We start from the raw sequence: 23,522 nt of genomic DNA, 5'->3' as shown, positions 1-23,522 counted from the left end.
ATGATTATCAACTGGTTTGCACATAAGTATGGCTACATCAATTTCAAAGTGAGCGATACCTCGAAGAACCTGTTCCACTTTGACTGGCTGATGATGGGCGAGGCTTATCATAATAACCACCACAAGTTTGGCGGCAGACCTAATTTCGGCGGTGTGCGCTGGCACGAAATTGACATGACCTATGTGATCATGGTCGTACTGGAAAAACTTGGTATCATTCGCATGAGGCGAGTCATGAGCCATGTGAGCCGCGAAGGATAAAATAGCATAATAGGCGGTTTCGGCTGTTGCTAACAAAGTAAAACCCTCCGATAGCCAAAGCTAAAGGAGGGTTTTTTTATTTGGGATTTCTGCACTATTTCTTGTTGAACCACTTGATTTCGTACAAATCCTTGCGACGATCTTTCAGGTTGCGGACGCTGCCTGCGGTGTGCAGTTCTTTGAGCAGGCTCAGATCCACGTCGGCAATAATAGTCATTTCTGTATTGGGCGTTGCCTGAGCTACGGTTGCATCGTTAGGAAATGCGAAATCGGAAGGAGAAAACACGGCAGACTGCGCATAGTTTAAGTCCATATTCTTGACGCGGGGCAGGTTGCCTACATTACCTGCAATAGCCACGTAGCACTCGTTTTCAATCGCGCGGGCCTGCGCACACTTGCTGACGCGGTGGTAGCCGTTTTGTGTGTCGGTCAGGAAAGGGACGAATAAGATCTGCATACCCTGCTCGGAGAGTATGCGCGGTAGTTCGGGAAACTCTACGTCATAGCAAATCAGGATGCCGATTTTACATACGTCGGTATCAAAAACGCGGAGTTTACTGCCGCCCTGCACGCCCCAGTGGCTTTTCTCGTCCGGGGTAATGTGCAACTTATACTGTGCATCCCATGTGCCATCGCGGCGACAGAGGTAGCTCACGTTGTAGAGTTCGCCGTCGTTGTAGAGCGGCATACTGCCCGCAATAATGTTGATGTTATAGGCAACAGCATATTCTACAAACTTGTCGCGTAGTTCTTCGGTGTAGTTGGCTAATTTTCGGATGGCTTTAGCTGCAGTATCCTCGTTGAACAAGCCCATGAGTGGGGCGTTGAAAAATTCGGGAAACAGCACAAAATCAGCCTTGTAGTCGCTGACTGCATCAATGAAAAACTCTGCATTTTCTAACAGTGCCTGCAAGGAGGGTACATTGCGCATCTGCCACTGCACTACTCCAAGCCGCACAAACTCCTTTTGCCCGCCAATGATCGGCTCTTTTTCGTCGTAGTAATAAATATTGTTCCATTCCAGCAGCGTTGCATAAGCCTTCGACTCGCTATCGCCCGGCAGATAGTTGGTCAGAACTTTCTTTACGTGAAAGTCATTGCTCAACTGAAACGATAAGATCGGATCGGAAATTTCCTTGTTTTTAACCAACTCGATGTATTCACGCGGGGTAATTTTATCCGCATAATTAGCATAGCCCGGAATGCGTCCGCCAGCTATGATTGCTCGCAGATTGAGATGTTCGCAGAGTTCTTTACGGGCATCGTAGAGGCGGCGACCTAACCTAAGCCCCTGAAAATCAGGGTGAACAAAAATGTCAATGCCGTAAAGTACTGTGCCTTTTTTCAGGTCGTGAGTGGTGAATTTGTAGTTGCCCGTAATTTGTCGGTAGGTGTGGTTATCGCCAAATTTGTCGTAATCAATGACAATACACAGCGCACAGGCAACGACTTTGCCGTTGTCTTCGATGCAAATTTGCCCTTCAGGAAATATTTTAAGCAGGATTTCTATATCTGTTTTTGGCCAAATACCATCGCCGATGTTAGAATAGACTAATTGCATTATTTCCAGCATGTCGTCGTAGTCTTCAATGGTCAGATTACGGATATTGAGCTTGTGGCTGGAGGCGGTAGTATTTTGCTGAGAAGAATTCTTCAATTCAGGCTTATTGGTTGGCATGGTATCTTAGATAGAGGATGATACTGCAAAATTCGCATAAAAATATGGCGCAGCCAAAAATCAGATACCGCGCAAATCCAAAATCACCTCAGGGTATTGGTCTTCGTTGTCTAATAGGTGAACAAATTTGGCAGCAACTTCTTCAGGTGTGCTAAGTTCGCGATTTTCTTTCAGTAGGCGAAAGCGCTCAATTCTGCTAAAGCCTTCTGTATTCGCTTGGCGGATTTCCTGTTGCATGTGTGTATCTACTACGCCCGGGGCAACGGAGAAAATGCGAAAGCCCAGTTCGCGGATGTCCTGTTCGATCTGCATACAGCGCGAAAACATATCCAGACCTGCCTTGGCGGCGCAGTAGGCGGCCCAGCCATCGTAGGGATTTTTACCCGCACCCGAACTGACGTTGATAATGGTTTTAGGGATGCGCAAATGCCCGTAGCTACGGACAAACAGGCTTGAAAGCAGTGCCGGCGCAATCATATTAACGCGGAAAGAGGCAATGATTTGCTGTTCGGCGATTTCGCCTATGTAGCCGATTTCGCCCAAAGTGCCTGCATTATTAATCAGTACTAAGCGTTTGGCAGTAGGTCTTTCTGTAAAGATCTGTGCGGCGAGTGTTGGCAGATTATCAACGTCGGTCAGGTCTGCATTTACGTGTGTATAGCGGATATGCTGTACAGTTGAATGACGTGAGATGCCCACTACATGGTGGTATGGATTTTTGACCAATCGCTCGGCGAGCGCCTTGCCGATGCCTCGACTCGTGCCTGTAATGAAGAAGTGTGTTTCCATAGCTTTGCGAATATAAAATTTTTTTGAGCAATCTGTAGGAAGAAAATACAGTTGTCCTGCGATCTTTTACCTGCAGCGCACATCTTCGGGGTATGATTCATCGTTTCACCCATTGATGTATGAAAACTAAGATTTTATTCATCGCTTTTTTATTTGTGCTGTACACGGCATCTCTGGCAGTAATCTTTTTGCACAAAACAGCCGCGAGGAGAAGGCAGTATCAGGTATCAATTTGGAAAGTATCGGGGGTATCAATATTTATGCTAAAATGAATCATCTACCCTGCTTAGCTCCTGAGGCTGTCCAAAAAGGCTGAATGCAGCACATGTAAATATTTGATTATCAAGTTATTGATGAATCACAGACTAAAGTCCGTGTTACTTTTTAGACACCCTCTGTATAGGTATCACAACGGTAGATCGGGTGATAGACTCGCTATTCATTGAAGGGCTACCCGAAAAACTTATCGGTGATCAAACCTACGACAGCAATCCTCTGAACAAGGACTTACGTGAACAATAGGACATTGACGTGATTGCCCCTCATCGTGGTCATCGTAAGAAGCGGCATCGTGTCAGTTTCGGGAAGATATTCGGATAATGAAAATAACGGCGTATTGCTCGCGCCCAATCATAAAATGGTTTACTACACCGAACAGCAACACTTTGTTACAGCGCTGGTAGAAAACTTATTCCTGTAGCCGCCAACGCTTCCCACATTTACTTACACGGAAACTTCGCATAGGCAGGTGATTGAAGACTTGCAAGCTACCTATCAGGTACAAATCACACTGGAAAAGAACCGTTTGGCTCACCGGCAATCTAAGTCAAAACGGGATATGTACGCGCAGTTAGATGCCGTTACGCAAGCCGTCGGTGTTTCATACCTTATTATGAGGAACAATCATTCTGATTGTCGGTCAAGGCTATCAATCATCCGATTTGTATCTTTCAGCCTAATTACTTAAATTGTTTTACCTAATAAAATTTAAAACAAAGATGAAAACATCATTACTCCTTACTACACTCATTTTGCTTGCGATGTTGCTCTGGCAAGCACCTATTTTGGCAGGCACTAACCTGTTGGAAAGAAACGTATCGGTCCGCGTTCAAAATGCGGAAATGGAAGTCGCGCTCGCAGAAATAGAAAAAACTGCCGATGTTCGTTTTACTTACAGCCCTGAGATTATTCACACTGAACGCAAAGTGAATCTGGAAGCCCAAAATGAACATTTGTGGGAAGTACTGGACAAACTGTTCTTACCAATAGGTATCTCTTACACAGCCCAAGGCAACCAGATCATCCTCCGTCAGTTGCCGCTGAACACGGAATTTTTAGGGCTTCTCGATAACCCTATTAAGGGTAAAGTAACCAATTCGGCAGGGGAGGGAATGCCCGGCGTTTCAGTTGTCATCAAAGGCACCAGCAAAGGAACAACGACCGATGCAGAGGGCAATTTCATGCTCAATGTGGAAAAAGGGCAAACCATATTGCTGTCTTTTATCGGCTACAAAACCCAAGAAGTAATCGTTGGCGATGACAACAACCTTGCTATTGTGCTGGAGGAATCTTCGCTGCAATTGAGCGAAGTAGCGGTTGTAGGTTCTCGTTCCAATATCGCGCGTACGGATGTGGAGCGTCCCGCCCCTATTGACGTATTGAGTTTCAAGGATTTACAAAATACCGGTCAGATAGAAGTGGGTCAGATGCTACAGTTTACTTCGCCTTCGTTTAACTCTGCTAAGTACGGTATCAACGGTGTGGCCAACTATGCCGACCCTGCTACGCTGCGCGGTCTTTCGCCCGACCAAGTGCTGGTTTTGGTAGACGGCAAACGCCGCCATCAATTTTCTGCTCTCAATTTGAATATTACTGTGGGCAAAGGCACTGTTGTAACTGATATGAATGCCATTCCCGCCCTCGCCTTAGACCGCATAGAAATCCTTCGCGACGGTGCGGCAGCACAATATGGCTCCGATGCGATTGCAGGCATTGTCAATATCGGCCTGAACAGAAGTGTCAATCAAGGCAAGTTTATATCGCAGTTTGGCATTACCACCAAAGGCGACGGGGCTACTTATATGGCAGGGGTTAATTACGGCTTTAAGCTCGGTAAAGACAAAAGCTACCTCAATCTGACTTTGCACTACCAACATGCCGACGGCACAGACCGCTCCGACCCGTTTAAAGGCGCTATCTATTCTACCAATCCTACAGTTGAGCGCAACACCCGTGCCGCAAGAGGCGTATGGCCAGTAGAGGGCGAGTTCCGCGTTTCTGAATACGGCAGCAACCAAACCACCGCTTATCAGGGATTTGCTAACTTTGGCTATCCTATTAACGACAAGTGGACGCTCTACGCCTTTGGCGGTTTTTCAGAGAAACAAATCAAAGCCTTTGGCTTCTTCCGCAATGCGATTCCGACCAACCCTAATTCCAATACTGATATCTGGCCGGATGGCTATACGCCTATTTTGCCAGGTGAAACCAAAGACTACTCAGGCGTGGTAGGTATCCGCAAGCAAGTTTTTGGCGAATGGAATTTTGATTTCAGTACCGGTTATGGCTACAACTCCTTAGACTTGGAAGCCAAGAATACTGCCAATCCTTCTATGGGCGCTGACTCGCCGCGCGATTTCTACGTTGGCAAAAGCGCTTTCGGACAAAGTACCACAGAAGTAAACTTGTCAAAAAACTTTATAGGTTTTCTCAATACCAAGACTTTCAACGTAGCTTTGGGTAGCCAATTTCGCATTGACCGTTTTGAGTTGGTACGCGGCGACCCTAATTCGTACCTTGTAGGTCCTTTGGCGCGCACGCGCGGCAAACTGCCCGGTTCAAGCGGCCGTCCGGGCATCGCTCCCGAAGATGAAACTAACACCACTCGCTCCAATATTGGCGTGTACGCGGATGTGGAATCAGACGTTACCGATAAATTGTTGATAGCAGGCGCATTGCGCTATGAAAATTACAGCGACTTTGGCAGCAATTTGTCAGGCAAATTAGCCACTCGCTTCAAACTGACCGAAAGTTTTTCCGTTCGTGGCTCTATCAACCGCGGTTTTCGCGCTCCTTCGCTGCAACAGATTTTCAATAGCGTTACCACTTCCACCGTACAGGCAGGTGAAATCCGTCAGACCAAGCAATTGCGCAGCGATGAACCTCGCCTCCGCCAGTTGGGTATCAGCGAACCCAAAGCTGAAACTTCTTGGAACTATAATCTCGGCGTAACGGCTAATATCAAGGATAAGTTGCTTATCACCTTAGACGCCTATCAAATTGATATTCAAGACAGAATTATCATTACAGAAAACTTGATTGTCAATAATATTCCCGCTTTGCGCAACCTGTTTCCCGGATTTCAGGAAGTGGCCTTTTTTACCAATCAGATAGATACTCGTACGCAGGGTATTGACTGGGTAGCCACCTACAAGCACGCCTTCAATGAGCGCAAGAGTTTCAACGCTAGTGTGGCGTTGACGCTAAACCGCACGGAAATTAGCCGCATTAAGCCTACGCCTTCACAATTACAGGAGGGTGCTACCCGCCCAGTTGTGTTGTTAGACACCATTAGCATTGCCTTGATAGAAACCAGTCAGCCACGCGAAAAGGTACTCGTGTCGCTTGGCTATCAGTGGAAAAAACTGAACGCGACCGTTCGCCTGAACTATTTCGGACCTGTTACGGCATGGGAAAAACCCGCCAACCAGCCTCACCGCAGCCAAACTTTCAGCGGCAAAACCCTTACCGATGTGGTCATCGTCTACAACGTTACCCAAAAGTTTGCCATCACGTTGGGCGGCAACAACATCTTTGATGTATATCCTGACAAGGTATTTAGCAACTATGCCTCCTATTTTAGCGGACAAACGCCCTACACGCGCAATGCGAACCAGTTCGGCTTTAACGGCGCATTCTATTACGTTAATGCCTCGCTCAATTTTTAACGCATAAAGCGTTGATTAACAGATAATTAATGCATGACAAATCTACTCTTCTTGTTTTCTTGCCTGACTTTGGGGGCTGCTTTTAAAAGAAGCGGCCTCCTAAAAGGCAACGCACATGAAGTAATCAATCTGGTGATTTTATATGTCTGCCTGCCTGCCGCCACGCTTATTTATGCTTCAGAGGCGCAACTAAGTCGCCATGCGCTTATACCGGTACTGATGCCTTGGTGCTTGTATGCGACGAGCTTTCTTTTTTTCAAACTGACAGGTAAGTTGAACCATACGCACCGCCACAGCGAAGCCGTGCTGATAATGACCGCCGGCATTCCGAGCGTTTCCTTTCTTGGTTTCCCTATTTTTGAACTTTTTTACGGCGCAGAGGGACTGCGCATCGGTATTCTGATGAGTCAAGCGGGTTCTTTTATGGTATGTGCCACACTGGGCGTAATTACGGCTGCTTACTACGCCTCCGGCAGGCCATCATTGGGCAAAATATTAATCAACGTACTGGGTTTCCCTGTTTTTATAGCATTCGTGCTTGCCATAGGCATCAACATCATGGAAGTGTCTATTCCTTCTATGTTGAAAGAATTGCTCCAAAAAATAGCTGCTCCATTTAGCTTTTTGGCTTTATTTTCTGTCGGTTTGCAAATAGATTTATCAGGTAAGCGTGCTTTACTCAAGCATCTTTACACAGGTTTGGGGTTCAAATTACTGCTTGCTCCGCTGTTGGTTTGGCTCGCACTGTTTCAGATAGGCGGTCAAAGGGGCATGGTTGCCGAAATCTGCGTGATTGGCGCCGCGCTGGGGCCTATGAATACCGCCGCTATTATTGCAAGCCAATACGGGCTTAACCCGCCGCTGGCCTCGGCGATGGTGGGCATCGGTTTACCGCTCTCTTTGCTAACTTCCCTACCCGTTTATTATCTCTTACAGTGGTTCAACTGATTGTGTCATATGAAAAAAATATTCACTAACCTGACTTTCTGGGTACTGACCGCCATCACGCTTGGCATTCTTCTGGGGCATTTTTATCCGGAACTGGTGCTGACAAAAATCATAGATGCGCCTATGAAAACGCGCCTTCTGGGGCAAGAGTTTGAAGTAGGAGCAACTTTGAGCGAATTTTTAGGCAAAACTTTCATTAGTATTGTTAAATTATTTATTAATCCTATTATCTTTTTGACCATTACGCTGGGGATTATCAGCATGGGCAATCTGAAAAAAGTAGGCAAGGTAGGCGCGAAAGCGCTGCTGTATTTTGAGGTGGTAACTACGGTAGCGCTCATTATTGGCATTGTAGTTGCCAACGTGATACGTCCCGGCGATGGCGTGGCTACCGAGCAGGTCGGTAGCGGCGATATTTCAAAATATACGCAGGCCTCTACGGCGTTTAGTTGGTGGCAGTTTTTTATGGATAATTCCACGCTGCAAGTGCTTGTAATCGCCATACTATTTGGCACATTGATGAGCAACTACTCCGGCAGGCAGCGAATCATTGACTTTCTCAGCCCTATTTCTAAAAAAGTATTTTGGGCGCTGCACAAAGTTATGTTGCTCGCCCCTGTGGGCGCATTTGGCGGCATGGCGTTTACCATTGGCAAATATGGCATCAAAACGTTGCTGCCGCTTGCCAAACTGATGATTACGGTATATATGACTATGGCGCTGTTTATCTTTGTCGTGCTTTGGTATATCATGCGCACCTACCAAATCCGACTATGGGATTTTCTTAAATACATCCGCGATGAATTGCTTATTGTGCTGGGTACTTCTTCATCGGAAGCCGCACTGCCCTCCCTGATGGAAAAGTTGGAAAAAATGGGCTGCTCAAAATCGGTGGTAGGGCTGGTTGTTCCTGCCGGCTACTCGTTTAACTTGGATGGAACGACTATTTATTTGTCTATGGCGACTATTTTTCTTGCACAAGTATATAATGTGCATTTAGATATGACGCAAATATTAACTGTTATCGGTATTTTGATGGTTACTTCTAAAGGTGCGGCGGGGGTTACAGGCAGCGGATTTATCGTGCTTGCCTCTACGCTGACAGCCATTAAAGTTATTCCGATAGAAGGGTTAGCGTTGTTGCTGGGTGTGGACAGGTTTATGTCCGAAGCGCGTTCAATTACCAATTTTATTGGCAACGGCGTAGCTACCATATGGCTTGCCAATAATGAAAAAGAGTTTGACCGCGAACAAATGCAGGTTGCTTTTGGCAAAACCGCAAACCCTGTAGCCCAAGAAGTCGCCGTTGAAGCTACCCCACCAGCCATAAAAGAACCGAATTAGCCAACGGCCTTCGGTTAAGTTTTTAGTCTGTTACATGGAAGGCTATGGGACAGTGCAAAGATACTATCCCAAAAAGTGTGTAAAATAAATCATACACCATGCCTTTATCTTGTAGGGATTGCATATTGGTAGCATTAAATCGTCCCTGCTTAGTTTTTGAGGCTGTCCAAAAAGTAACATAGACTCTATTCTGTGATCGTTTAAATACTTGATAATCAGACGACTACAGACTGAAGTCTATGCTACGTGTAGCCTTTCTGGACAGCCTCAGTTATTTGACTATCAGTTATTTAGGAAATCACAGACTAAAGTCCGTGTTACTTTTTGGGCAGCCTCGTTACAGGACAATTAAAATAGCTGTCGCAATTATTGCTGTAGGAACTGTCTAACTACTGATTCGCATGGAAAAGTAAATCAACAGATCAATGAATGAGTAGGTCAGAATCCTCCTTTGATATAGCTCCAGCCTTCCTCCTGTCGTTCGATAATCCACACCAGGCCTCGTGGAATGATAGGGCAACTTACTATATCCTCTTCTTTAATATTGCGCTGGGTCATCGTTTGCCGACAAGCCATAAATTTGATGCCTTTTTGCTGAAAATCAGTGATTTTTGATGCAAATGGGCTTGTTTTCATCAGCAAATCCAAACCTTTGTTGTGGCAAATAACTTCCATTTCCAAGTTTTCTTGTCCGAAACCTTCCAGTAGGTTTTTCAACTGATTCATCAGCGCGCGATGAGCGGCTGTGTCGCTTGTGGTGAACTGCATCACCACCCGATGCTTTTTAGGATTTTGCGCAGATGCTGTATGTGCCGCCATCATTAGGACAGAAAAAATAAAAAGGCTGTAAAAACAGCGAAGTAAGCCACTCATAATACTGAATTTTCGGTAAGTTAAGCATTTTATATGCAAATTTGGGCTATGCAACTGTTCTATGCGGCACAAATTCCGCCCGTTCATCAGGAATTTGTGCTTTCCGAAGAAGAATCCAAACACTGCGTGCGCGTGCTTCGCATGGCGCAAGGCGATGCCATTCATTTCACCGACGGCAGGGGAACGCTCGCCGAGGCAATGATTACCAATGCGCATCCGAAACGCTGCAAAGTAGGTGTGATGAAGCGTACATTGCAGCCCAAACCTTATCAGGGCAGTATCCATCTGGCAGTTGCGCCTACCAAAAACGCCGAGCGAATGGAGTGGATGGTGGAAAAATGCACGGAAATGGGCATAGATCGCATCAGCTTTTTGCTCACCGAACGCACCGAGCGGACGCATTTCAATCTGGAACGCATGGAGAAAAAAGCGCTTTCAGCTATGAAACAATCGCTGCAATATTGGCTGCCGCAAATGCAACAGCCCTTGCCTTTTACTGATTTTCTGGAAAAAGTCAGCGAAAGGGAGCGTTTTATCGCCCATGCAGATAAGGAAAAGCCCCTGCACCTGTTCCAACTGGCGCAGCCCGCTACCGATATTTGCCTACTCATCGGGCCGGAGGGCGATTTTACTCCCGCCGAACTTGCAGCCGCCCAAGCCGCAGGTTTTCAAATAGCAGGGTTGGGCAACACGCGCCTCCGCACCGAAACGGCAGCCATTTTAGGCTGTCATACCTTACATTTGTTGAATGAAGTAAAGTAAATGTGGATATGCAGATAGCAAGCATCACCTTGAAGAATTACAAGCGATTCAGAGAACCAAAAAAATTCAGCTTCACTGATTCCACAGGCGCAGTCAATGAAAAAACCCTGATTGTAGGCAATAATGGAACGGGCAAATCTTCTATTCTGCAAGCGATTGTATGCCTGATAGCGGGCGCTGTACGCGATAAATTTACTCCCGAAAAATTAGACTGGCCCGGATTTGAATATCGTCAAATTCAAAACGGCAATCTGCCACTCAGTATTGAAGCTGAAATCATATTTGCACAAGAAGAACTATCCAACATACAGGCATATGCCAAGCGATTATCGGATATAGGGTTTCGCATGAAAACCCAACCCGGAAATCTTGAAAAAATAACATTGGCATTAGACTACGAAAGAAGGAAAGTTTTTGCCAAAGAACATGCGGCAGCTTTTCAGCAAATGCGCGGCTATCAGTTTGCCAAGCAACTTGCCAAACATACCCCCAATAAGTCATCGCTTTTTGAAAAAGTAGGTAATATCTATTGGTACAATGAGCAGCGCAATGCCTTCAACCTGTCGTTCATGTTGGAAGAAGAAAAACAACAGTTGGATTTTATCCGTCGTTTTCTGGCAAACGCCTATGCTTATCATTTAGACGTAACACGTTCAGTCAATCCGCGTCCTATTCGCGAAGGCGAATTTGATTTCTATGCCAAGTTGGAAACGCTTTACAGGAAAGTTTTTCCCGACCGCAGATTTGAAGGTGTCGCGCCGCGCTTTGACATATACGAGCAAGCCAGCGCGCCTGATTTTTTTCTTCACGATGGTAAAAACGGGTATGAACTTGCCTCCATGTCGGCAGGCGAACGGGCTGTTTTTCCGATACTAATGGATTTTGCCCGTTGGAATATCAACCATTCCATCATTATTATTGATGAAGTAGAGTTGCATCTGCATCCGCCCTTGCAGCAAGCGCTTGTTCGCGTACTGACCCAACTTGGTGAAAATAACCAGTTTATTTTCACCTCTCACTCCAACAGCGTCATTACATTGTTTGATGAATCAGAAAATCAAATTATTAGGCTTGGCTCATGAGTAAAATTATCACGGTTTATTGCGAGGGCAAAAAAGGCAGCCCTGATTATGACGTGCTTGAGCAGGTCTTAATGGGATTGTTTGCTGTTAAAATTGAGCCGATAGGCAGCAAACGTGGCGCAGCGGCTGTCATTGATGCTTTGGAAGGCTATAAACCAGACAGGTCTGATTATTATTTTTTCTTCCGCGACCGCGATTTTGACAAAAATTTACAGACTGACTATCAAAATAGCAACCTAAGTACCGAAGCTAAGAAGCATAACGACTGCGAGGTTGGTTGTATTTGTTTCAGTCGGCGAACAACAATAGAAAATTACCTGATTCATCCACAACGATTGTTTGAGTTCGTGCAAATGAAAGATATTGCTGGAAACTATCAGGTAAATAATTTTGCTGATGTGCAGCAGGCACTCATAGCAGCTGCCAAAGACATACGCTACTATCAGGCGGCGCGTCATGCCTTGGGCGCTATGCGTACAGACCCCAAATTTGGAACATCATGGATGAGCGGCAGCGGCAGTCTGCCGACTTTATTAGATGAACAAAGTTGTATCAACGAAGCAGAAAAACTATTGCAAGGCGTAGCACAAATAACCACTCAATGGACGGTTGATAACTTCCGCCTGTTATTCAGCCAGTTCAAGGACTTGTTTGACGATACTTTCTTCAATCAACAGCAATTTCTTATCTGGTTTCAGGGAAAAGATTTAGCAAAAGCATTGTGCAAACGCTGGCAGGCATTTCCCTTAAACGACTATTATAAATTTGCAAAGGCAAAGTTTGATTACACAGAGTACGATGACCTTGTAACCTTCCGCACAATGGTTGAATCCAAATTATAAACCAACAGATAATGGCTATGCAGATGAAATACATTGGATGCTTTTTGTTTTGCCTCTTGTGCCTCTCCGCCCAAGCGCAGGAACGTCCCTTGAAAATCGCCAAACTGAAATACAACGGCGGCGGCGATTGGTATGCTAACAAAACATCTTTGCCCAACCTGATTGCCTTTTGCAACCGCCATCTGGGAACGAACATCGCCCCCGAAGAGGAAATTGTAGAACCCGGCAGCCCTGAAATATTTTCCTACCCTTTCATCCACATGACTGGGCACGGAAACGTCGTTTTCAGTCCGTCCGAAGCGCAAAACTTGCGCAAATACCTCATTGCGGGTGGTTTTCTGCACATAGATGACAACTACGGCATGGATAAATTCATACGCCCCGAACTGAAAAAAATCTTTCCCGAACTGGAGCTGGTCGAGTTGCCGTTCAATCACCCGATCTATAAACAAAAATATATTTTCCCTAATGGCTTGCCCAAGGTGCATGAGCATGACGGCAAACCGCCGCAAGGCTTTGGTTTGATTTACGAAGGTCGCGTGGTAGTCTTTTATACCTACGAATGTGATTTGGGAAATGGCTGGGAAGATCAGATTATTTACAACAATCCTGAAGAGATACGCCAGAAAGCACTCCAGATGGGCGCAAACATTCTGATGTATGCCTTTACCCAAAACTAAGGACGATACGAATTGAAATGGAGACAACGGTAGCTGTTATCGGCGGCGGAAGTTGGGCAACCGCATTGGTGAAGTTATTATCTGAAAATGAGGTGGTTATCAACTGGTGGCTGCGTTCCAAAGCCGACTTGAACCACATTATCAACTATGGACACAATCCGCGCTACCTGAGCGGCGTCCACTTGAATCTGAAAAAAATAAAGCCGCATCAAGATTTGCGAGAAGCAATCGCCCCTGCGGATGTGGTGCTGCTGGCCGTGCCTTCCGCTTTTGTACATGAAGTGTTGGATATGCTGCCGCCCAATTTCTTACATGCAAAAATTATCGTCTCGGCTATCAAGGGCATGGTGCGCCACGAAAATGTGCTGGTAACAGATTATGTGATGCAGCGTTTTGGCGTTCCAGCCGATGATTTGCTCGCTATCGCCGGGCCTTGCCATGCCGAAGAGGTTGCGCTGGAAAAACTTTCTTACCTGACCATCTGCGGCGCCAATATAGCCAAAGCCAAAGCCTTTGCCTTGCTCATTAGTTGCCGCTACCTGAAAGCCACGACCATTGAAGACCTCGTCGGGGCAGAATATTGCGCCGTGATGAAAAACATTATCGCCATTGCCTGCGGCATTGCGCACGGGCTAAACTACGGCGACAACTTTCAGGCAGTACTCGTAGCCAATGCCATGCAGGAAATCCGCCGCTTTCTGGATGCGGTAGCCCCGATGGAGCGCGACCTGAACGCCTCTGCTTACCTCGGCGATCTGCTCGTAACAACTTACTCCCAATTCAGCCGCAACCGCACCTTCGGCAGCATGATTGGGCGCGGCTATTCGGTCAAATCCGCTCAGTTTGAAATGCAGATGGTCGCCGAAGGTTACTACGCCGTCGCCTGTATTGCACCGATTATGAAAAAATACCAAGTGAAAATGCCGATTACGCAGGCGGTTTACAATATTTTGTACGAAAAAATTTCGCCGATTGTAGAGTTTCAGATTTTGCGGGATTTATTAGCGTAGTAAGTAGTTCGGTAAATTGTAACACGTCCTTCAGGGTGTGTAAGTGATTGATAATCAATAATTAGATAACGCGCACCCTAAAGTGTACAATACTTTTTCATTTGTCCGATCATTTGAACGCTATCCCCATGAAAAAATACAATTCGTCGCTGATTTGTTTGCCGCTTCTGTGGGCTGGGGGCTACGCAGCGACCCGCATTTGTGGGAAGAGATGAAAGCGGCTACGCTCAACACACCCCCTTGCCCGACACAGAGGACGCACCCATGGAACTGCTGTTAGGTTTGTTTGAGCAACTGACAGGCGAAAAACCTGAGTCGGGCAAGTTGATTCGCGTAGCGCATTTGTGGAGCGGTATCGGGTGCAGCAGTAAGCTATACCCACACCGCAAAAATCTCTTTGCCCTTGTGGTGTATCAGTTCCTCGCGCCACGTCGGTTTTTCGCGGTCGTCAAAAATCAATAGAAAGCCTTCTTTTACGCCGTGAATATCTAAATAATCGGCTAATTGGTTCAAGCCTTTTTCGTGGGACTTTTCACCAGCCCAACGCTTCAACTCAATGATGTATTTCCATTGCAAATAGGTAACTACGACATCCAAGCGCTTCTCTTCCGAAGTTTCAACTTCTTTGAAATCATGCCCTTGTCCGTTCAAAATTGGTTTTAAAAACGCCAAGAAAATTAACCGCCATTCGCGTTCGAGCATGGTACTGTCTTTTTTGCTGTACTGCTCTTTCATAAAGGCTTGGAATTTGAGCAAAACCGTTTTCAAGTCCAAACTGCCGTCAGTGGCTAAATAATTGTCTCTAAAATGATAGGTTTGTTGGGTGATTATTTTTTGTAATCTGTTTGTAGTCAAATAGTTGTAAATCAATTGCTCGTAAATACGGTTGTGAATTTTAATAATGCCATTGCCCTTGAAAATGCCGTACATTTCGCCCAAACGAATAAGACTAACATAGGGGTCATAAGGCATTTTGTAGCCTTCCAACAATATTGCCTCAACCAGCTTGTATAAATCTTCGTTATTCTCTAAATTCTTGATCAAACTGTCAAAATTCGTATTGTTTTCTTTCAGCAGTAGTTGCACAGCAGCTTCCAAATCATCCAATGTCCAGCAACTTTTATCGGCTTTTTGGGGCAAAATATCTTCGGCAATCGTTTTGCAGAGTTTGGAAACCAGAAAGGGATAGCCCGATGTGTAGTAGTACAGTTTCTCTGAAAATTCTTCAAAATTGATTTTCACATGTTCCGCCTCGCTGTATTGGCGCAACATATAAGCGATTTCATTGGGGTAAAATTCCATCACTACTTTAAAATCCGTAGCGATATTCCAGGGGCTGTTGGTTTGGGCATCTTGAGGGTTGCGAAGTTTGAATTTCAGCGATTTAATATCGTGTACACCTGCCAAAACCACGCTATGGAAAGTATAATGTTCAGGAAAGTCTCGGTTCAGATATTTGGTTCGCAACATGCCCAACAAGACCAAAAAAGGCTCGTAATTGCTGCTGGCATCCACTTCATCAATGAGCAAAACCAGTTTTTTTTCCGTCAGGCAGACAATATCTGTAATGCGCTCGGATAGGTCGGTCATGCTTTGTGGAGGAGGTAGTTGTGTCAGCGCTTCTTTATTGCCAAATTCTTTTGAACGTTGCAGCGCAGAAACAAGTTGATGATAAAAAAACTGCCCAAAACTTATATCGCTCTCATAAGCGGAGGAATCCACCCCCTGAAAATTCATGAAAACGGGTAAATAATTCGTCTGCTTTCCAAGCTCCCTGCGCAGGGCAACGAGCATGGTTGTCTTCCCGTACTGTCGCGGGCGGTTGATGACAAAATAGTCACCGTATTCCACCATTTCCATGATTGCCGCAAAACGGCGGCTATCGTCCATCATGTAATGTTCATCGGGACGGCAGGTGCCTGTGATGTTGAAGCGTTTTTTCATACATACAAAGATATGAATTCACGCTTTTTTCGTATCATTACGGATAGTTCACCTCATTAACCATTGTTGTAACAATAATAGCTCACCAAGCCCATAGGAAAATGAAATACGATGCCATTACCCTTTCTATTTTGTGGTCGCGGTTGCTGGCCATTGTGGACGAAGCCGGAACTACTTTGCAGCGCACCGCCTTTTCTACCGTAACCCGCGAAAGCAACGACTTTGCCGTGGTGCTGATGAATCGGCGCGGGCAGTCGGTGGCGCAATCTGGCATTAGCGTGCCGTCCTTTCTGGGGGTGCTGCCGATGCTTACCCAAGCGCTCCTAAAAGATTACTTCCCTCCTGAAACCTGGCAAGAGGGCGACGTAGTGATGACCAATGACCCTTGGCTGTGCGCAGGACACAAACCCGACATCGGGCTGGTATCGCCTATTTTCCGCAAAGGGCAACTCATCGGCTTCATCGGCACGATTGCGCACTCCCCCGACATGGGCGGCAGCCTCTGGGGCGCAGGCGCACGCGACCTTTACGAAGAGGGGTTAATGGTGCCTCCTACCAAACTTTACGAGGCGGGAAAACCTAACCAAACGCTTTTCAGCCTTATAGAAGCCAACGTGCGGGCAGCTCGCCAAACGCTGGGCGACATTCGCGCCCAGGTGGCGGCTAATGACCAAGGCATTCGCTCGCTGCAACGCCTCATGGACGAAATGAACATGGACGATATTGAGGCGCTCTCCGACCAAATTATTGAGGCGACGGAAAAAGCGATGCGTGAAGCTATCGCCAAAGCGCCCGACGGCGTTTATCGCTACTCTTACGATGCCGACGGCGATGGATTAGATGAACCTGTGCATATTGAATGTGCCATTACGATTGCTGGCGATGAGATTTCGGTGGACTATACAGGCACTTCCGGCGCACATTCGCTGGGCATCAACGCCGTGCAAAACTACACTTATGCCTACACAGCCTACCCGATTAAATGCACGTTTAGTCCTGACGTACCTAACAATGAAGGTGCTTTTCGCCCTATCAAAGTAAGCGCGCCGAAGGGTTCGCTGTTAAACGCGCAAAAGCCCGTGCCGCTGGGCGCGCGCAACATCACGGGCAATATTTTGTTTGCACCTGTTTTCGGCGCGCTTTCGCAAGCTGTGCCTATGCAAGTGCAGGCAGATTGCGGCAGCGCCTGTTGGTGCATCGTACTCAACGGGCAGCATACCGACCGCAAAAAGCCCGATGCTACTTTTGTAGAATACTTTTTCCTGAACGGCGGTTACGGTGCGCGCCCCGATGCCGACGGCCCGCACACGCTTAGCTTCCCAACCAATGTTGCCAACGTACCAATTGAAGTATTGGAAAACGATGCGCCTATTCTGGTAACGGAAAAATCGCTGCGTCCGGGAACAGGCGGCGCGGGCAAATATCGCGGCGGGCTGGGGCAGCGATTCAGCTTCAAAATGATTGGCAAAGAACCGATCAATATTTCCATCCTGACCGAAAAAACAAAGACACAACCGCACGGACTCTGCGGCGGACAGAACGGCGGCGGCGGCGCTATTCGCATTGTGCCGGAGCGATTTATACCTCCCAAAGGGCTAACCAAACTCTATCCGGGCGACGAACTGATTTTAGACCTACCCGGTGGCGGCGGCTATGGCAACCCTGCCGAACGCGATACAACAGCTATCCAACGCGACCGTCTCTTGGGCTATTTGTAGGGGGTTGCTAGTGTACAAATTGAAATAAGATTTGTACCTGTGCATTCTTTATTTGCTATGTATGGGTTCATCACAGCCCAAAGGTTATGTTACAAGCGTAGCATACTCTCTGGGTGTGATCGCTAATTGTTGAGTATCAACTATGTCCTGAAAGAGTTGGATTGCCGATTAAAACAATTAGTCAACAAAAAACCCTTCGGAAGTCAAGTTTCCAAAGGGTTTTTACAATGTACCAGGAGCGGGAATCGAACCCGCACGGCTTATTCAGCCACAGGATTTTAAGTCCTGCGTGTCTACCTATTCCACCATCCCGGCGCTTATTAATGCAAAAGGGATTCATTGCTGAATCCCCTGAGCGGGAAACGAGATTCGAACCCGCGACCTCAACCTTGGCAAGGTTGCGCTCTACCAGCTGAGCTATTCCCGCATTTGATCTGGTGCTTACAACCAAGAAACTTTGCTTTTCGCTGCTGGTTTCCTGAATTGTTTTGCAAAGATATAGCGGCTTTTTATATCTGTCAATACCTTTGCTTAAAATTTTTTGCGCTACTGTTCTGCGAAAACTGCTCCAAATTGAAAATCAACAAATTGCGCACATGAAAATTTTCAAAAAATTACTGAAAAGTGAGGTTCAGGCGTACATTCAGGCGCATTTGTATGAAGATACAAGGGGTTTACTGCTCAAAAAAAGCCCCTTTCCCGACCTTGAAATGCGGGACATAGTTGCTCAAATACAGGCAAAACGCAAAGCAAAAAGTAAGTTGCCTGCATGGTTTGCTGCATCGGGGCTGATCTTTCCGCCCTTGCTAAACATGGAACAGAGTTCTTCGGAGGCAACTGCCCGCTTCAAGGCTTCGCTGATGCAGGGCAATCGGCTGACGGATTTGACAGGCGGCTTTGGCATTGACGCTTCATTTTGGGCAGAGTCTTTTGCAGCCGTTGATTACGTGGAACGCAACGAAGAACTGGCAAATATCGCCGCGCATAATTTCGAGGTATTGGGAAAGCACAATGTCCGCGTGCATGTAGCTGATGCGCTGCAATGGTTGAAAGAACAAACAGCGCCCTTAGAATGTGTTTACATAGATCCTGCCCGTCGCGATGGGGTAGGGAATAAGGTTTTTCGTCTGAGCGATTGCGAACCTGCTGTGGCAGAGATTTTACCGCTGTTGGCAGGCCGTGCGCGGCAGTTGCTGATCAAAACCTCGCCTATGTTAGACATTAGCGCAGCCCTCGCCGATTTGGAACAGATAGCAGGCTGGCAGGTAGCGACTGTAACGGTTTTGGCGTTGAACAATGAATGCAAAGAAGTGCTTTATCATTTGGAAGCTACAGACGAAGTAATAGCGCTGCAAATGAAAACAGTAAACCTCTGTGATGACAAGCAGGAAGAGTTTAGTTTTTCGCCACAGGAAGAGCAGGCGGCAATAGCAGAATTTGCGATGCCGCAGAGCTTTTTTTGCGAACCCAATGCAGCCCTGTTGAAAGCCGGAGCATTTAAGATACTGGCGCAAAGGCTGCATCTGCAGAAACTGCACCAGCACACGCATCTATATACTTCCGCGCAGCGCCCCGAAAACTTTCCCGGACGTGTATTTCGCCTCAAAGCGGTTTGCAAAGCCGATCGAAAGGCTATTCAGGCACACCTGCCCGATGGCAAAGCGAACCTCGCGGTGCGCAATTTTCCTGCGACAGTCGCAGAGTTGCGCAAACGCTGGGGCATTGCTGAGGGTGGCGGAAGCTATCTTTTTGCTGTTACGCTCGCCGATGGACAAAAGGCAGTGCTGATAGGCGAAAAGGATTAACTTTGCCCCACCAATAAACACATCTTATTCACACATCGTTAAACTTAAAAAAAGTTTTTCTACATGCATTTCCAAGAATCAGAAAACCAAAAACTGATTGCCCAAATGGTGCGCGACTTTGGGGCAAAACATATTACTCCTTTCCGCGATGAGTGGGACAGAGACCAGCATTTTCCTGTAGATGTTTTCCACAAACTGGGTGAACTGGGGCTGATGGGCGTTTTGATACCCGAATCATTAGGCGGAGCAGGCATGGGCTATTTTGAATACGTTACCGCTATTGCCGAGCTGGCAATCATTGATCCTTCGATTGCACTGTCTATGGCAGCGCACAACTCGCTGTGTACCAATCATATCTATGAATTCGGCAACGAGGAGCAGCGCAAGCGCTGGATTCCCAAGCTGGCAAGCGGCGAGTGGATCGGTGCATGGGGGCTGACCGAGCCTAACACAGGTTCAGACGCAGGCAATATGCGCACGGTAGCTGTTCGCGATGGCGATCATTGGGTAATCAACGGCGCGAAGAATTTTATTACGCATGGCAAGTCGGGTAACGTGGCTGTGGTCATTGCTCGCACCGGAAATGTAGGCGATTCGCGCGGCATGACTGCTTTTGTGGTTGAGCGCGGCACGCCGGGTTTTACGAGCGGCAAAAAAGAGGACAAACTCGGTATGCGCCTTTCTGAAACTGCCGAAATGATTTTCACGGATTGTCGCATTCCGCACGAAAATATGCTGGGGCAGGAGGGCGAAGGCTTCATCCAGTCTATGAAAATTTTGGACGGCGGACGTATTTCTATCGCCGCACTGAGCCTTGGTATTGCGATGGGGGCTTACCAGCACGCCCTGCAATATTCAAAAGAGCGCGAGCAGTTTAACAAGCCAATCTCAAGTTTTCAGGCCATTGCCTTCAAACTGGCTGATATGGCAACAAAAATAGAGGCTGCCAAATTGTTGACTTATCAGGCTTCTTACCTGAAAAACAATAAGTTGCCTGTTAATAAGGAAGCGTCAATGGCAAAATATTACGCTTCTGAAATTTGCTGTGAAATTGCTAATGATGCCGTACAGATTTTTGGTGGCTACGGCTACTGCAAAGACTATCCGGTAGAAAAATACTACCGCGATTGTAAACTCTGTACTATTGGCGAAGGCACTTCCGAGATCCAGAAATTAGTAATTTCACGCGCTTTGCTGAAATAAGTATGCACACAAAATTTTCATGCACAGATGTCATCGAAAACAATGCCGATCTGGCGCTATTGATGACAAACAGTACCGAAGAGGCTTTTGCTTTTTGCTCCGGCAAGGCTGAGTATGACTATCTCGCACAAAAAGCCGACAAAGGCGACGAACTAATCGTTCTGAATCAATGGACGCGAAAAGTTTACTGCATAGCTGCATGGAATCAGACCAAAGGTAAGCAACTGCCTGATTATGAACGCATTGAGAAGATCAGACGCGCGGGAAATCGCATTGCCAAGCTGATGCAAGAAGACGGCAGTTCGCAGGTACAAGTCGCCGTTGGCAATGACCAAACCGCTGCCCTGCTCGCTTTGGCAGAAGGCATCGCGCTGGGTTCGTATCAGTTTTTGCGCTATCAGTCTGCCAATAAGGACAAACAGCAGGTTTTATTCCTGCACTGCTATGCTGCAAGCAATATTCAGTCTGCCTTAGATGAGCTTTCTAAGCTGGTTGCTGCCAACTTCCTAACGCGCGATCTGGTAAACGAGCCGCCGATGACGCTTACTATTCAGGAGCTTTCGGCCCGCGCTGTTGCAGCAGGAAAAGATGCGGGTTTTGAAGTAGAGGTATTGAACAAAGCACAAATAGAAGCGCTGCGGATGAACGGCTTGCTCGCAGTGAACAGGGGCAGCGCCGACGAACCCGCATTCAACATACTGACCTACAAACCTGCAAACGCGGTCAATGAAAAACCCATTGTGCTTGTAGGCAAAGGCATCATTTTCGATACAGGCGGCTACAACATCAAAACCGCCGACGGTATGGGGACGATGAAGTGCGACATGGGCGGCGCAGCTATGCTCATCGGTGCGATGGCGGCTATTGCATCCAATAAATTGCCTGTGCATGTAGTAGGGTTGATTCCATGTACAGACAACCGAATTTCTCCACATGCCTACCTGCCAAGCGACATTATCACCTACAGCAACGGGAAAACGGTAGAGGTCTTGAATACCGATGCGGAAGGTCGCCTGATTCTGGCAGATGCGCTGATTTATGCTCAGAAATACGATCCACAGTTAGTAATAGACATGGCAACGCTGACCGGCTCGGCTATGCGTGCCATCGGACGCGAAGCCTGCGTGATGATGGGTACTGCGCCCGATCCGGTAAAGCAACAACTGATAGCTTCGGGTAATGCGGTCTATGAGCGCGTGGTAGAGTTCCCGCTCTGGGACGACTACGATCAGTACATCAAATCTGATGTTGCCGACATCAAAAACATAGGCATTCCGGACGCAGGTGCGATTACGGCAGGTAAATTTTTACAACATTTTACTGCCTACGATTGGATACATTTGGATATTGCAGGCCCTGTTTTTATTAAATCTGCCGATCATTACCGCGGGCCCAATGCGACAGGCTACGGGGTAAGGTTATTGTACGAATTTGTGAAAGGCCTTACTGTTGCATAACTTTATATTTCCGTAGTTTGTGGACAGGGTTCACAGGCTATAGAAAAATGTATAAGATCCGCGTCTAAAACAGAAACATGGAAGAGATCAAGCAACTGCCTGTTATTGGTATTACACTGGGCGACTACAACGGCATCGGGCCGGAAGTGGTTATCAAGACCTTGCAGGACAATCGCATACTGAAAATGTTTATCCCTGTGCTGTATGGCTCTCACAAGGTATTGTCGCGCTACCGCAAACTGTTAAACATCGAGCAGTTTGGCTATCAAACCGTGCAGGCAGATCAGCCCTTCACCGACAAGAAAATCAATTTGGTGTCCTGTTGGGACGATAGCCACGAACCTAACCCGGGGCAGGTAACGCAAGAGGCAGGGGCTGCGGCTTGTCAGGCACTCCAAGCCGCTACCGAAGATCTGAAAAACGGACGCATCAATGCCGTTGTAACTGCACCTATTAACAAGCATAACATCCAGAGTGAAGCCTTTCCCTATCCGGGACACACGGAGTACTACGCCGACGTATTTCAGGCAAAAGACTACCTGATGCTGCTCACAGGCGAGGGGCTGCGCATTGGTACCGTAACGGGGCATTTGCCACTTGGCCAAGTGCCGCAGGTGCTGACGCGCGACAAGGTGATCGGGAAAATTGACGTATTGCTGCAATCCCTGAAAAAAGATTTTGCTATCCGCAAGCCGCGCATTGCTGTTTTAGGTCTGAATCCCCACGCAGGTGAAAACGGACTGCTGGGCGAGGAGGACGGTTTAATTATTACTCCTGCCGTGCAGCACTTCCGCGACAAGGGACACATGGTTTTCGGGCCTTACTCTGCCGACGGCTTCTTTGGCAGGCATCAGTATCGGCAGTTCGATGCTGTGCTGGCGATGTATCACGATCAGGGGCTTATTCCTTTCAAGATGCTGGCTTTTGAGCACGGGGTGAATTTCACAGCGGGTTTGTCCGTTGTGCGCACCTCACCCGATCATGGCACAGCCTACGACATTGCGGGCAAAGGCATTGCCGACGAAGGTTCATTGCGAGCTGCTATTTTCGAGGCAATAGCCATCCTGAAAAACCGCGAACTGGCGAGCTTAGAGCGCAAACCGGACAGCGCATCCAACAAGGCGCTGGCAGCTATTATGCAGGAAGAAGACACAAAACCCGAAAGCCTGTTATGAACTG

General features: G+C 47.1%; 19 protein-coding genes, 2 tRNA genes and 1 pseudogene. 16 read left to right on the top strand and 6 right to left on the bottom strand.

Annotation, left to right across the window (positions count from 1 at the left end; genetic code table 11):
* Positions 1-261 (top strand): annotated as a pseudogene (locus ACWIP2_RS10525) (acyl-CoA desaturase); the annotation flags it as partial.
* A gap of 94 nt (positions 262-355) precedes the next feature.
* Here the strand turns inward: ACWIP2_RS10525 and ACWIP2_RS10520 are convergent.
* Together ACWIP2_RS10520 and ACWIP2_RS10515 are read right to left on the bottom strand one after the other, a co-directional pair.
* On the bottom strand, positions 356-1,939 hold the full coding sequence (locus tag ACWIP2_RS10520; RefSeq protein WP_448519887.1) for a GNAT family N-acetyltransferase: 1,584 nt from the start codon (positions 1,937-1,939) through the stop codon (positions 356-358).
* A gap of 60 nt (positions 1,940-1,999) precedes the next feature.
* On the bottom strand, positions 2,000-2,728 hold the full coding sequence (locus tag ACWIP2_RS10515) for an SDR family NAD(P)-dependent oxidoreductase (RefSeq protein ID WP_448519886.1): 729 nt from the start codon (positions 2,726-2,728) through the stop codon (positions 2,000-2,002).
* A 535-nt stretch (positions 2,729-3,263) separates the two neighbouring features.
* On the opposite strand from ACWIP2_RS10515, the gene ACWIP2_RS10510 reads away from it, so the two are divergent.
* From ACWIP2_RS10510 to ACWIP2_RS10495, 4 genes are all read left to right on the top strand, one after another.
* The gene (locus ACWIP2_RS10510; RefSeq protein WP_448519885.1) at positions 3,264-3,428 is read left to right on the top strand and encodes a hypothetical protein; all 165 of its coding nucleotides are present in this window, start codon (positions 3,264-3,266) and stop codon (positions 3,426-3,428) included.
* A gap of 298 nt (positions 3,429-3,726) precedes the next feature.
* On the top strand, positions 3,727-6,675 hold the full coding sequence (locus ACWIP2_RS10505) for a TonB-dependent receptor domain-containing protein (RefSeq protein ID WP_448519884.1): 2,949 nt from the start codon (positions 3,727-3,729) through the stop codon (positions 6,673-6,675).
* Between the two features lie 33 nt (positions 6,676-6,708).
* Positions 6,709-7,623 (top strand): AEC family transporter, encoded by a 915-nt coding sequence (locus tag ACWIP2_RS10500; protein WP_448519883.1) that lies wholly within the window; start codon positions 6,709-6,711, stop codon positions 7,621-7,623.
* A 9-nt stretch (positions 7,624-7,632) separates the two neighbouring features.
* Positions 7,633-8,967 (top strand): cation:dicarboxylate symporter family transporter, encoded by a 1,335-nt coding sequence (locus tag ACWIP2_RS10495; RefSeq protein WP_448519882.1) that lies wholly within the window; start codon positions 7,633-7,635, stop codon positions 8,965-8,967.
* A 438-nt stretch (positions 8,968-9,405) separates the two neighbouring features.
* Here the strand turns inward: ACWIP2_RS10495 and ACWIP2_RS10490 are convergent, their stop codons facing one another.
* Positions 9,406-9,840, bottom strand: a complete 435-nt coding sequence (locus ACWIP2_RS10490; RefSeq protein WP_448519881.1) for a DsrE family protein — start codon at positions 9,838-9,840, stop codon at positions 9,406-9,408.
* Between the two features lie 33 nt (positions 9,841-9,873).
* Between ACWIP2_RS10490 and ACWIP2_RS10485 the strand changes: the two genes are divergently transcribed.
* The 6 genes from ACWIP2_RS10485 to ACWIP2_RS10460 all read left to right on the top strand — a co-directional run bounded on the left by ACWIP2_RS10485 (position 9,874) and on the right by ACWIP2_RS10460 (position 14,496).
* Positions 9,874-10,602 carry a 16S rRNA (uracil(1498)-N(3))-methyltransferase gene (locus ACWIP2_RS10485; RefSeq protein ID WP_448519880.1) on the top strand — a complete coding sequence of 243 codons (729 nt, stop codon included), beginning with the start codon at positions 9,874-9,876 and terminating at the stop codon, positions 10,600-10,602.
* An 8-nt stretch (positions 10,603-10,610) separates the two neighbouring features.
* Complete coding sequence (locus ACWIP2_RS10480; RefSeq protein WP_448519879.1) at positions 10,611-11,684, top strand: AAA family ATPase; 1,074 nt, start codon at positions 10,611-10,613, stop codon at positions 11,682-11,684.
* Positions 11,681-12,526: a hypothetical protein gene (locus tag ACWIP2_RS10475; RefSeq protein WP_448519878.1), complete on the top strand. Its 846-nt coding sequence runs from the start codon at positions 11,681-11,683 to the stop codon at positions 12,524-12,526. The genes ACWIP2_RS10480 and ACWIP2_RS10475 overlap by 4 nt, the downstream gene beginning before the upstream one ends.
* A 23-nt stretch (positions 12,527-12,549) precedes the next feature.
* A complete protein-coding gene (locus tag ACWIP2_RS10470) occupies positions 12,550-13,206 on the top strand; it encodes a DUF4159 domain-containing protein (RefSeq protein WP_448519877.1) in 657 nt (218 codons plus the stop codon).
* Positions 13,207-13,223: 17 nt separating this feature from the next.
* A complete protein-coding gene (locus ACWIP2_RS10465; RefSeq protein WP_448519876.1) occupies positions 13,224-14,216 on the top strand; it encodes an NAD(P)H-dependent glycerol-3-phosphate dehydrogenase in 993 nt (330 codons plus the stop codon).
* Positions 14,217-14,370: 154 nt separating this feature from the next.
* Entirely contained in the window at positions 14,371-14,496 is a 126-nt protein-coding gene (locus ACWIP2_RS10460; RefSeq protein ID WP_448519875.1) for a hypothetical protein, read from the top strand.
* Between the two features lie 92 nt (positions 14,497-14,588).
* On the opposite strand, the gene ACWIP2_RS10455 is transcribed toward ACWIP2_RS10460, so the two are convergent.
* Positions 14,589-16,160: a hypothetical protein gene (locus tag ACWIP2_RS10455; protein ID WP_448519874.1), complete on the bottom strand. Its 1,572-nt coding sequence runs from the start codon at positions 16,158-16,160 to the stop codon at positions 14,589-14,591.
* A 101-nt stretch (positions 16,161-16,261) separates the two neighbouring features.
* On the opposite strand from ACWIP2_RS10455, the gene ACWIP2_RS10450 reads away from it, so the two are divergent.
* The gene (locus ACWIP2_RS10450; protein ID WP_448519873.1) at positions 16,262-17,878 is read left to right on the top strand and encodes a hydantoinase B/oxoprolinase family protein; all 1,617 of its coding nucleotides are present in this window, start codon (positions 16,262-16,264) and stop codon (positions 17,876-17,878) included.
* Between the two features lie 230 nt (positions 17,879-18,108).
* Here the strand turns inward: ACWIP2_RS10450 and ACWIP2_RS10445 are convergent.
* Together ACWIP2_RS10445 and ACWIP2_RS10440 are read right to left on the bottom strand one after the other, a co-directional pair.
* Positions 18,109-18,193: transfer RNA gene (locus ACWIP2_RS10445), tRNA-Leu, on the bottom strand.
* Positions 18,194-18,232: 39 nt separating this feature from the next.
* Positions 18,233-18,305 (bottom strand) — tRNA-Gly (locus ACWIP2_RS10440).
* 169 nt (positions 18,306-18,474) lie between these two features.
* Here ACWIP2_RS10440 and ACWIP2_RS10435 point away from each other — a divergent pair.
* The 4 genes from ACWIP2_RS10435 (at position 18,475) to pdxA (ending at position 23,518) form a co-directional block, all read left to right on the top strand.
* Complete coding sequence (locus tag ACWIP2_RS10435; RefSeq protein WP_448519872.1) at positions 18,475-19,683, top strand: THUMP-like domain-containing protein; 1,209 nt, start codon at positions 18,475-18,477, stop codon at positions 19,681-19,683.
* Positions 19,684-19,746: 63 nt separating this feature from the next.
* A complete protein-coding gene (locus tag ACWIP2_RS10430; protein ID WP_448519871.1) occupies positions 19,747-20,886 on the top strand; it encodes an acyl-CoA dehydrogenase family protein in 1,140 nt (379 codons plus the stop codon).
* A 2-nt stretch (positions 20,887-20,888) separates the two neighbouring features.
* On the top strand, positions 20,889-22,343 hold the full coding sequence (locus ACWIP2_RS10425) for a leucyl aminopeptidase family protein (RefSeq protein WP_448519870.1): 1,455 nt from the start codon (positions 20,889-20,891) through the stop codon (positions 22,341-22,343).
* A 77-nt stretch (positions 22,344-22,420) separates the two neighbouring features.
* Complete coding sequence (pdxA, locus tag ACWIP2_RS10420; protein WP_448519869.1) at positions 22,421-23,518, top strand: 4-hydroxythreonine-4-phosphate dehydrogenase PdxA; 1,098 nt, start codon at positions 22,421-22,423, stop codon at positions 23,516-23,518.
* Positions 23,519-23,522 lie beyond the last annotated feature (4 nt).

The sequence above is a fragment of the Rhodoflexus sp. genome (assembly GCF_053489755.1).
This window is presented reverse-complemented; position numbering and strand designations above follow the sequence as displayed.

Bases quoted from the DNA above. Each gene is read 5' to 3' on its own strand.
- ACWIP2_RS10425 (WP_448519870.1), top strand. From the start codon at position 20,889: ATGCACACAAAATTTTCATGCACAGATGTCATCGAAAACAATGCCGAT.
- ACWIP2_RS10500 (WP_448519883.1), top strand. From the start codon at position 6,709: ATGACAAATCTACTCTTCTTGTTTTCTTGCCTGACTTTGGGGGCTGCT.
- ACWIP2_RS10455 (WP_448519874.1), bottom strand. From the start codon at position 16,160: ATGAAAAAACGCTTCAACATCACAGGCACCTGCCGTCCCGATGAACAT.
- pdxA (WP_448519869.1), top strand. From the start codon at position 22,421: ATGGAAGAGATCAAGCAACTGCCTGTTATTGGTATTACACTGGGCGAC.
- ACWIP2_RS10465 (WP_448519876.1), top strand. From the start codon at position 13,224: ATGGAGACAACGGTAGCTGTTATCGGCGGCGGAAGTTGGGCAACCGCA.
- ACWIP2_RS10480 (WP_448519879.1), top strand. From the start codon at position 10,611: ATGCAGATAGCAAGCATCACCTTGAAGAATTACAAGCGATTCAGAGAA.
- ACWIP2_RS10485 (WP_448519880.1), top strand. From the start codon at position 9,874: ATGCAAATTTGGGCTATGCAACTGTTCTATGCGGCACAAATTCCGCCC.
- ACWIP2_RS10450 (WP_448519873.1), top strand. From the start codon at position 16,262: ATGAAATACGATGCCATTACCCTTTCTATTTTGTGGTCGCGGTTGCTG.
- ACWIP2_RS10435 (WP_448519872.1), top strand. From the start codon at position 18,475: ATGAAAATTTTCAAAAAATTACTGAAAAGTGAGGTTCAGGCGTACATT.
- ACWIP2_RS10475 (WP_448519878.1), top strand. From the start codon at position 11,681: ATGAGTAAAATTATCACGGTTTATTGCGAGGGCAAAAAAGGCAGCCCT.
- ACWIP2_RS10490 (WP_448519881.1), bottom strand. From the start codon at position 9,840: ATGAGTGGCTTACTTCGCTGTTTTTACAGCCTTTTTATTTTTTCTGTC.
- ACWIP2_RS10520 (WP_448519887.1), bottom strand. From the start codon at position 1,939: ATGCCAACCAATAAGCCTGAATTGAAGAATTCTTCTCAGCAAAATACT.
- ACWIP2_RS10470 (WP_448519877.1), top strand. From the start codon at position 12,550: ATGAAATACATTGGATGCTTTTTGTTTTGCCTCTTGTGCCTCTCCGCC.
- ACWIP2_RS10515 (WP_448519886.1), bottom strand. From the start codon at position 2,728: ATGGAAACACACTTCTTCATTACAGGCACGAGTCGAGGCATCGGCAAG.
- ACWIP2_RS10430 (WP_448519871.1), top strand. From the start codon at position 19,747: ATGCATTTCCAAGAATCAGAAAACCAAAAACTGATTGCCCAAATGGTG.
- ACWIP2_RS10505 (WP_448519884.1), top strand. From the start codon at position 3,727: ATGAAAACATCATTACTCCTTACTACACTCATTTTGCTTGCGATGTTG.
- ACWIP2_RS10495 (WP_448519882.1), top strand. From the start codon at position 7,633: ATGAAAAAAATATTCACTAACCTGACTTTCTGGGTACTGACCGCCATC.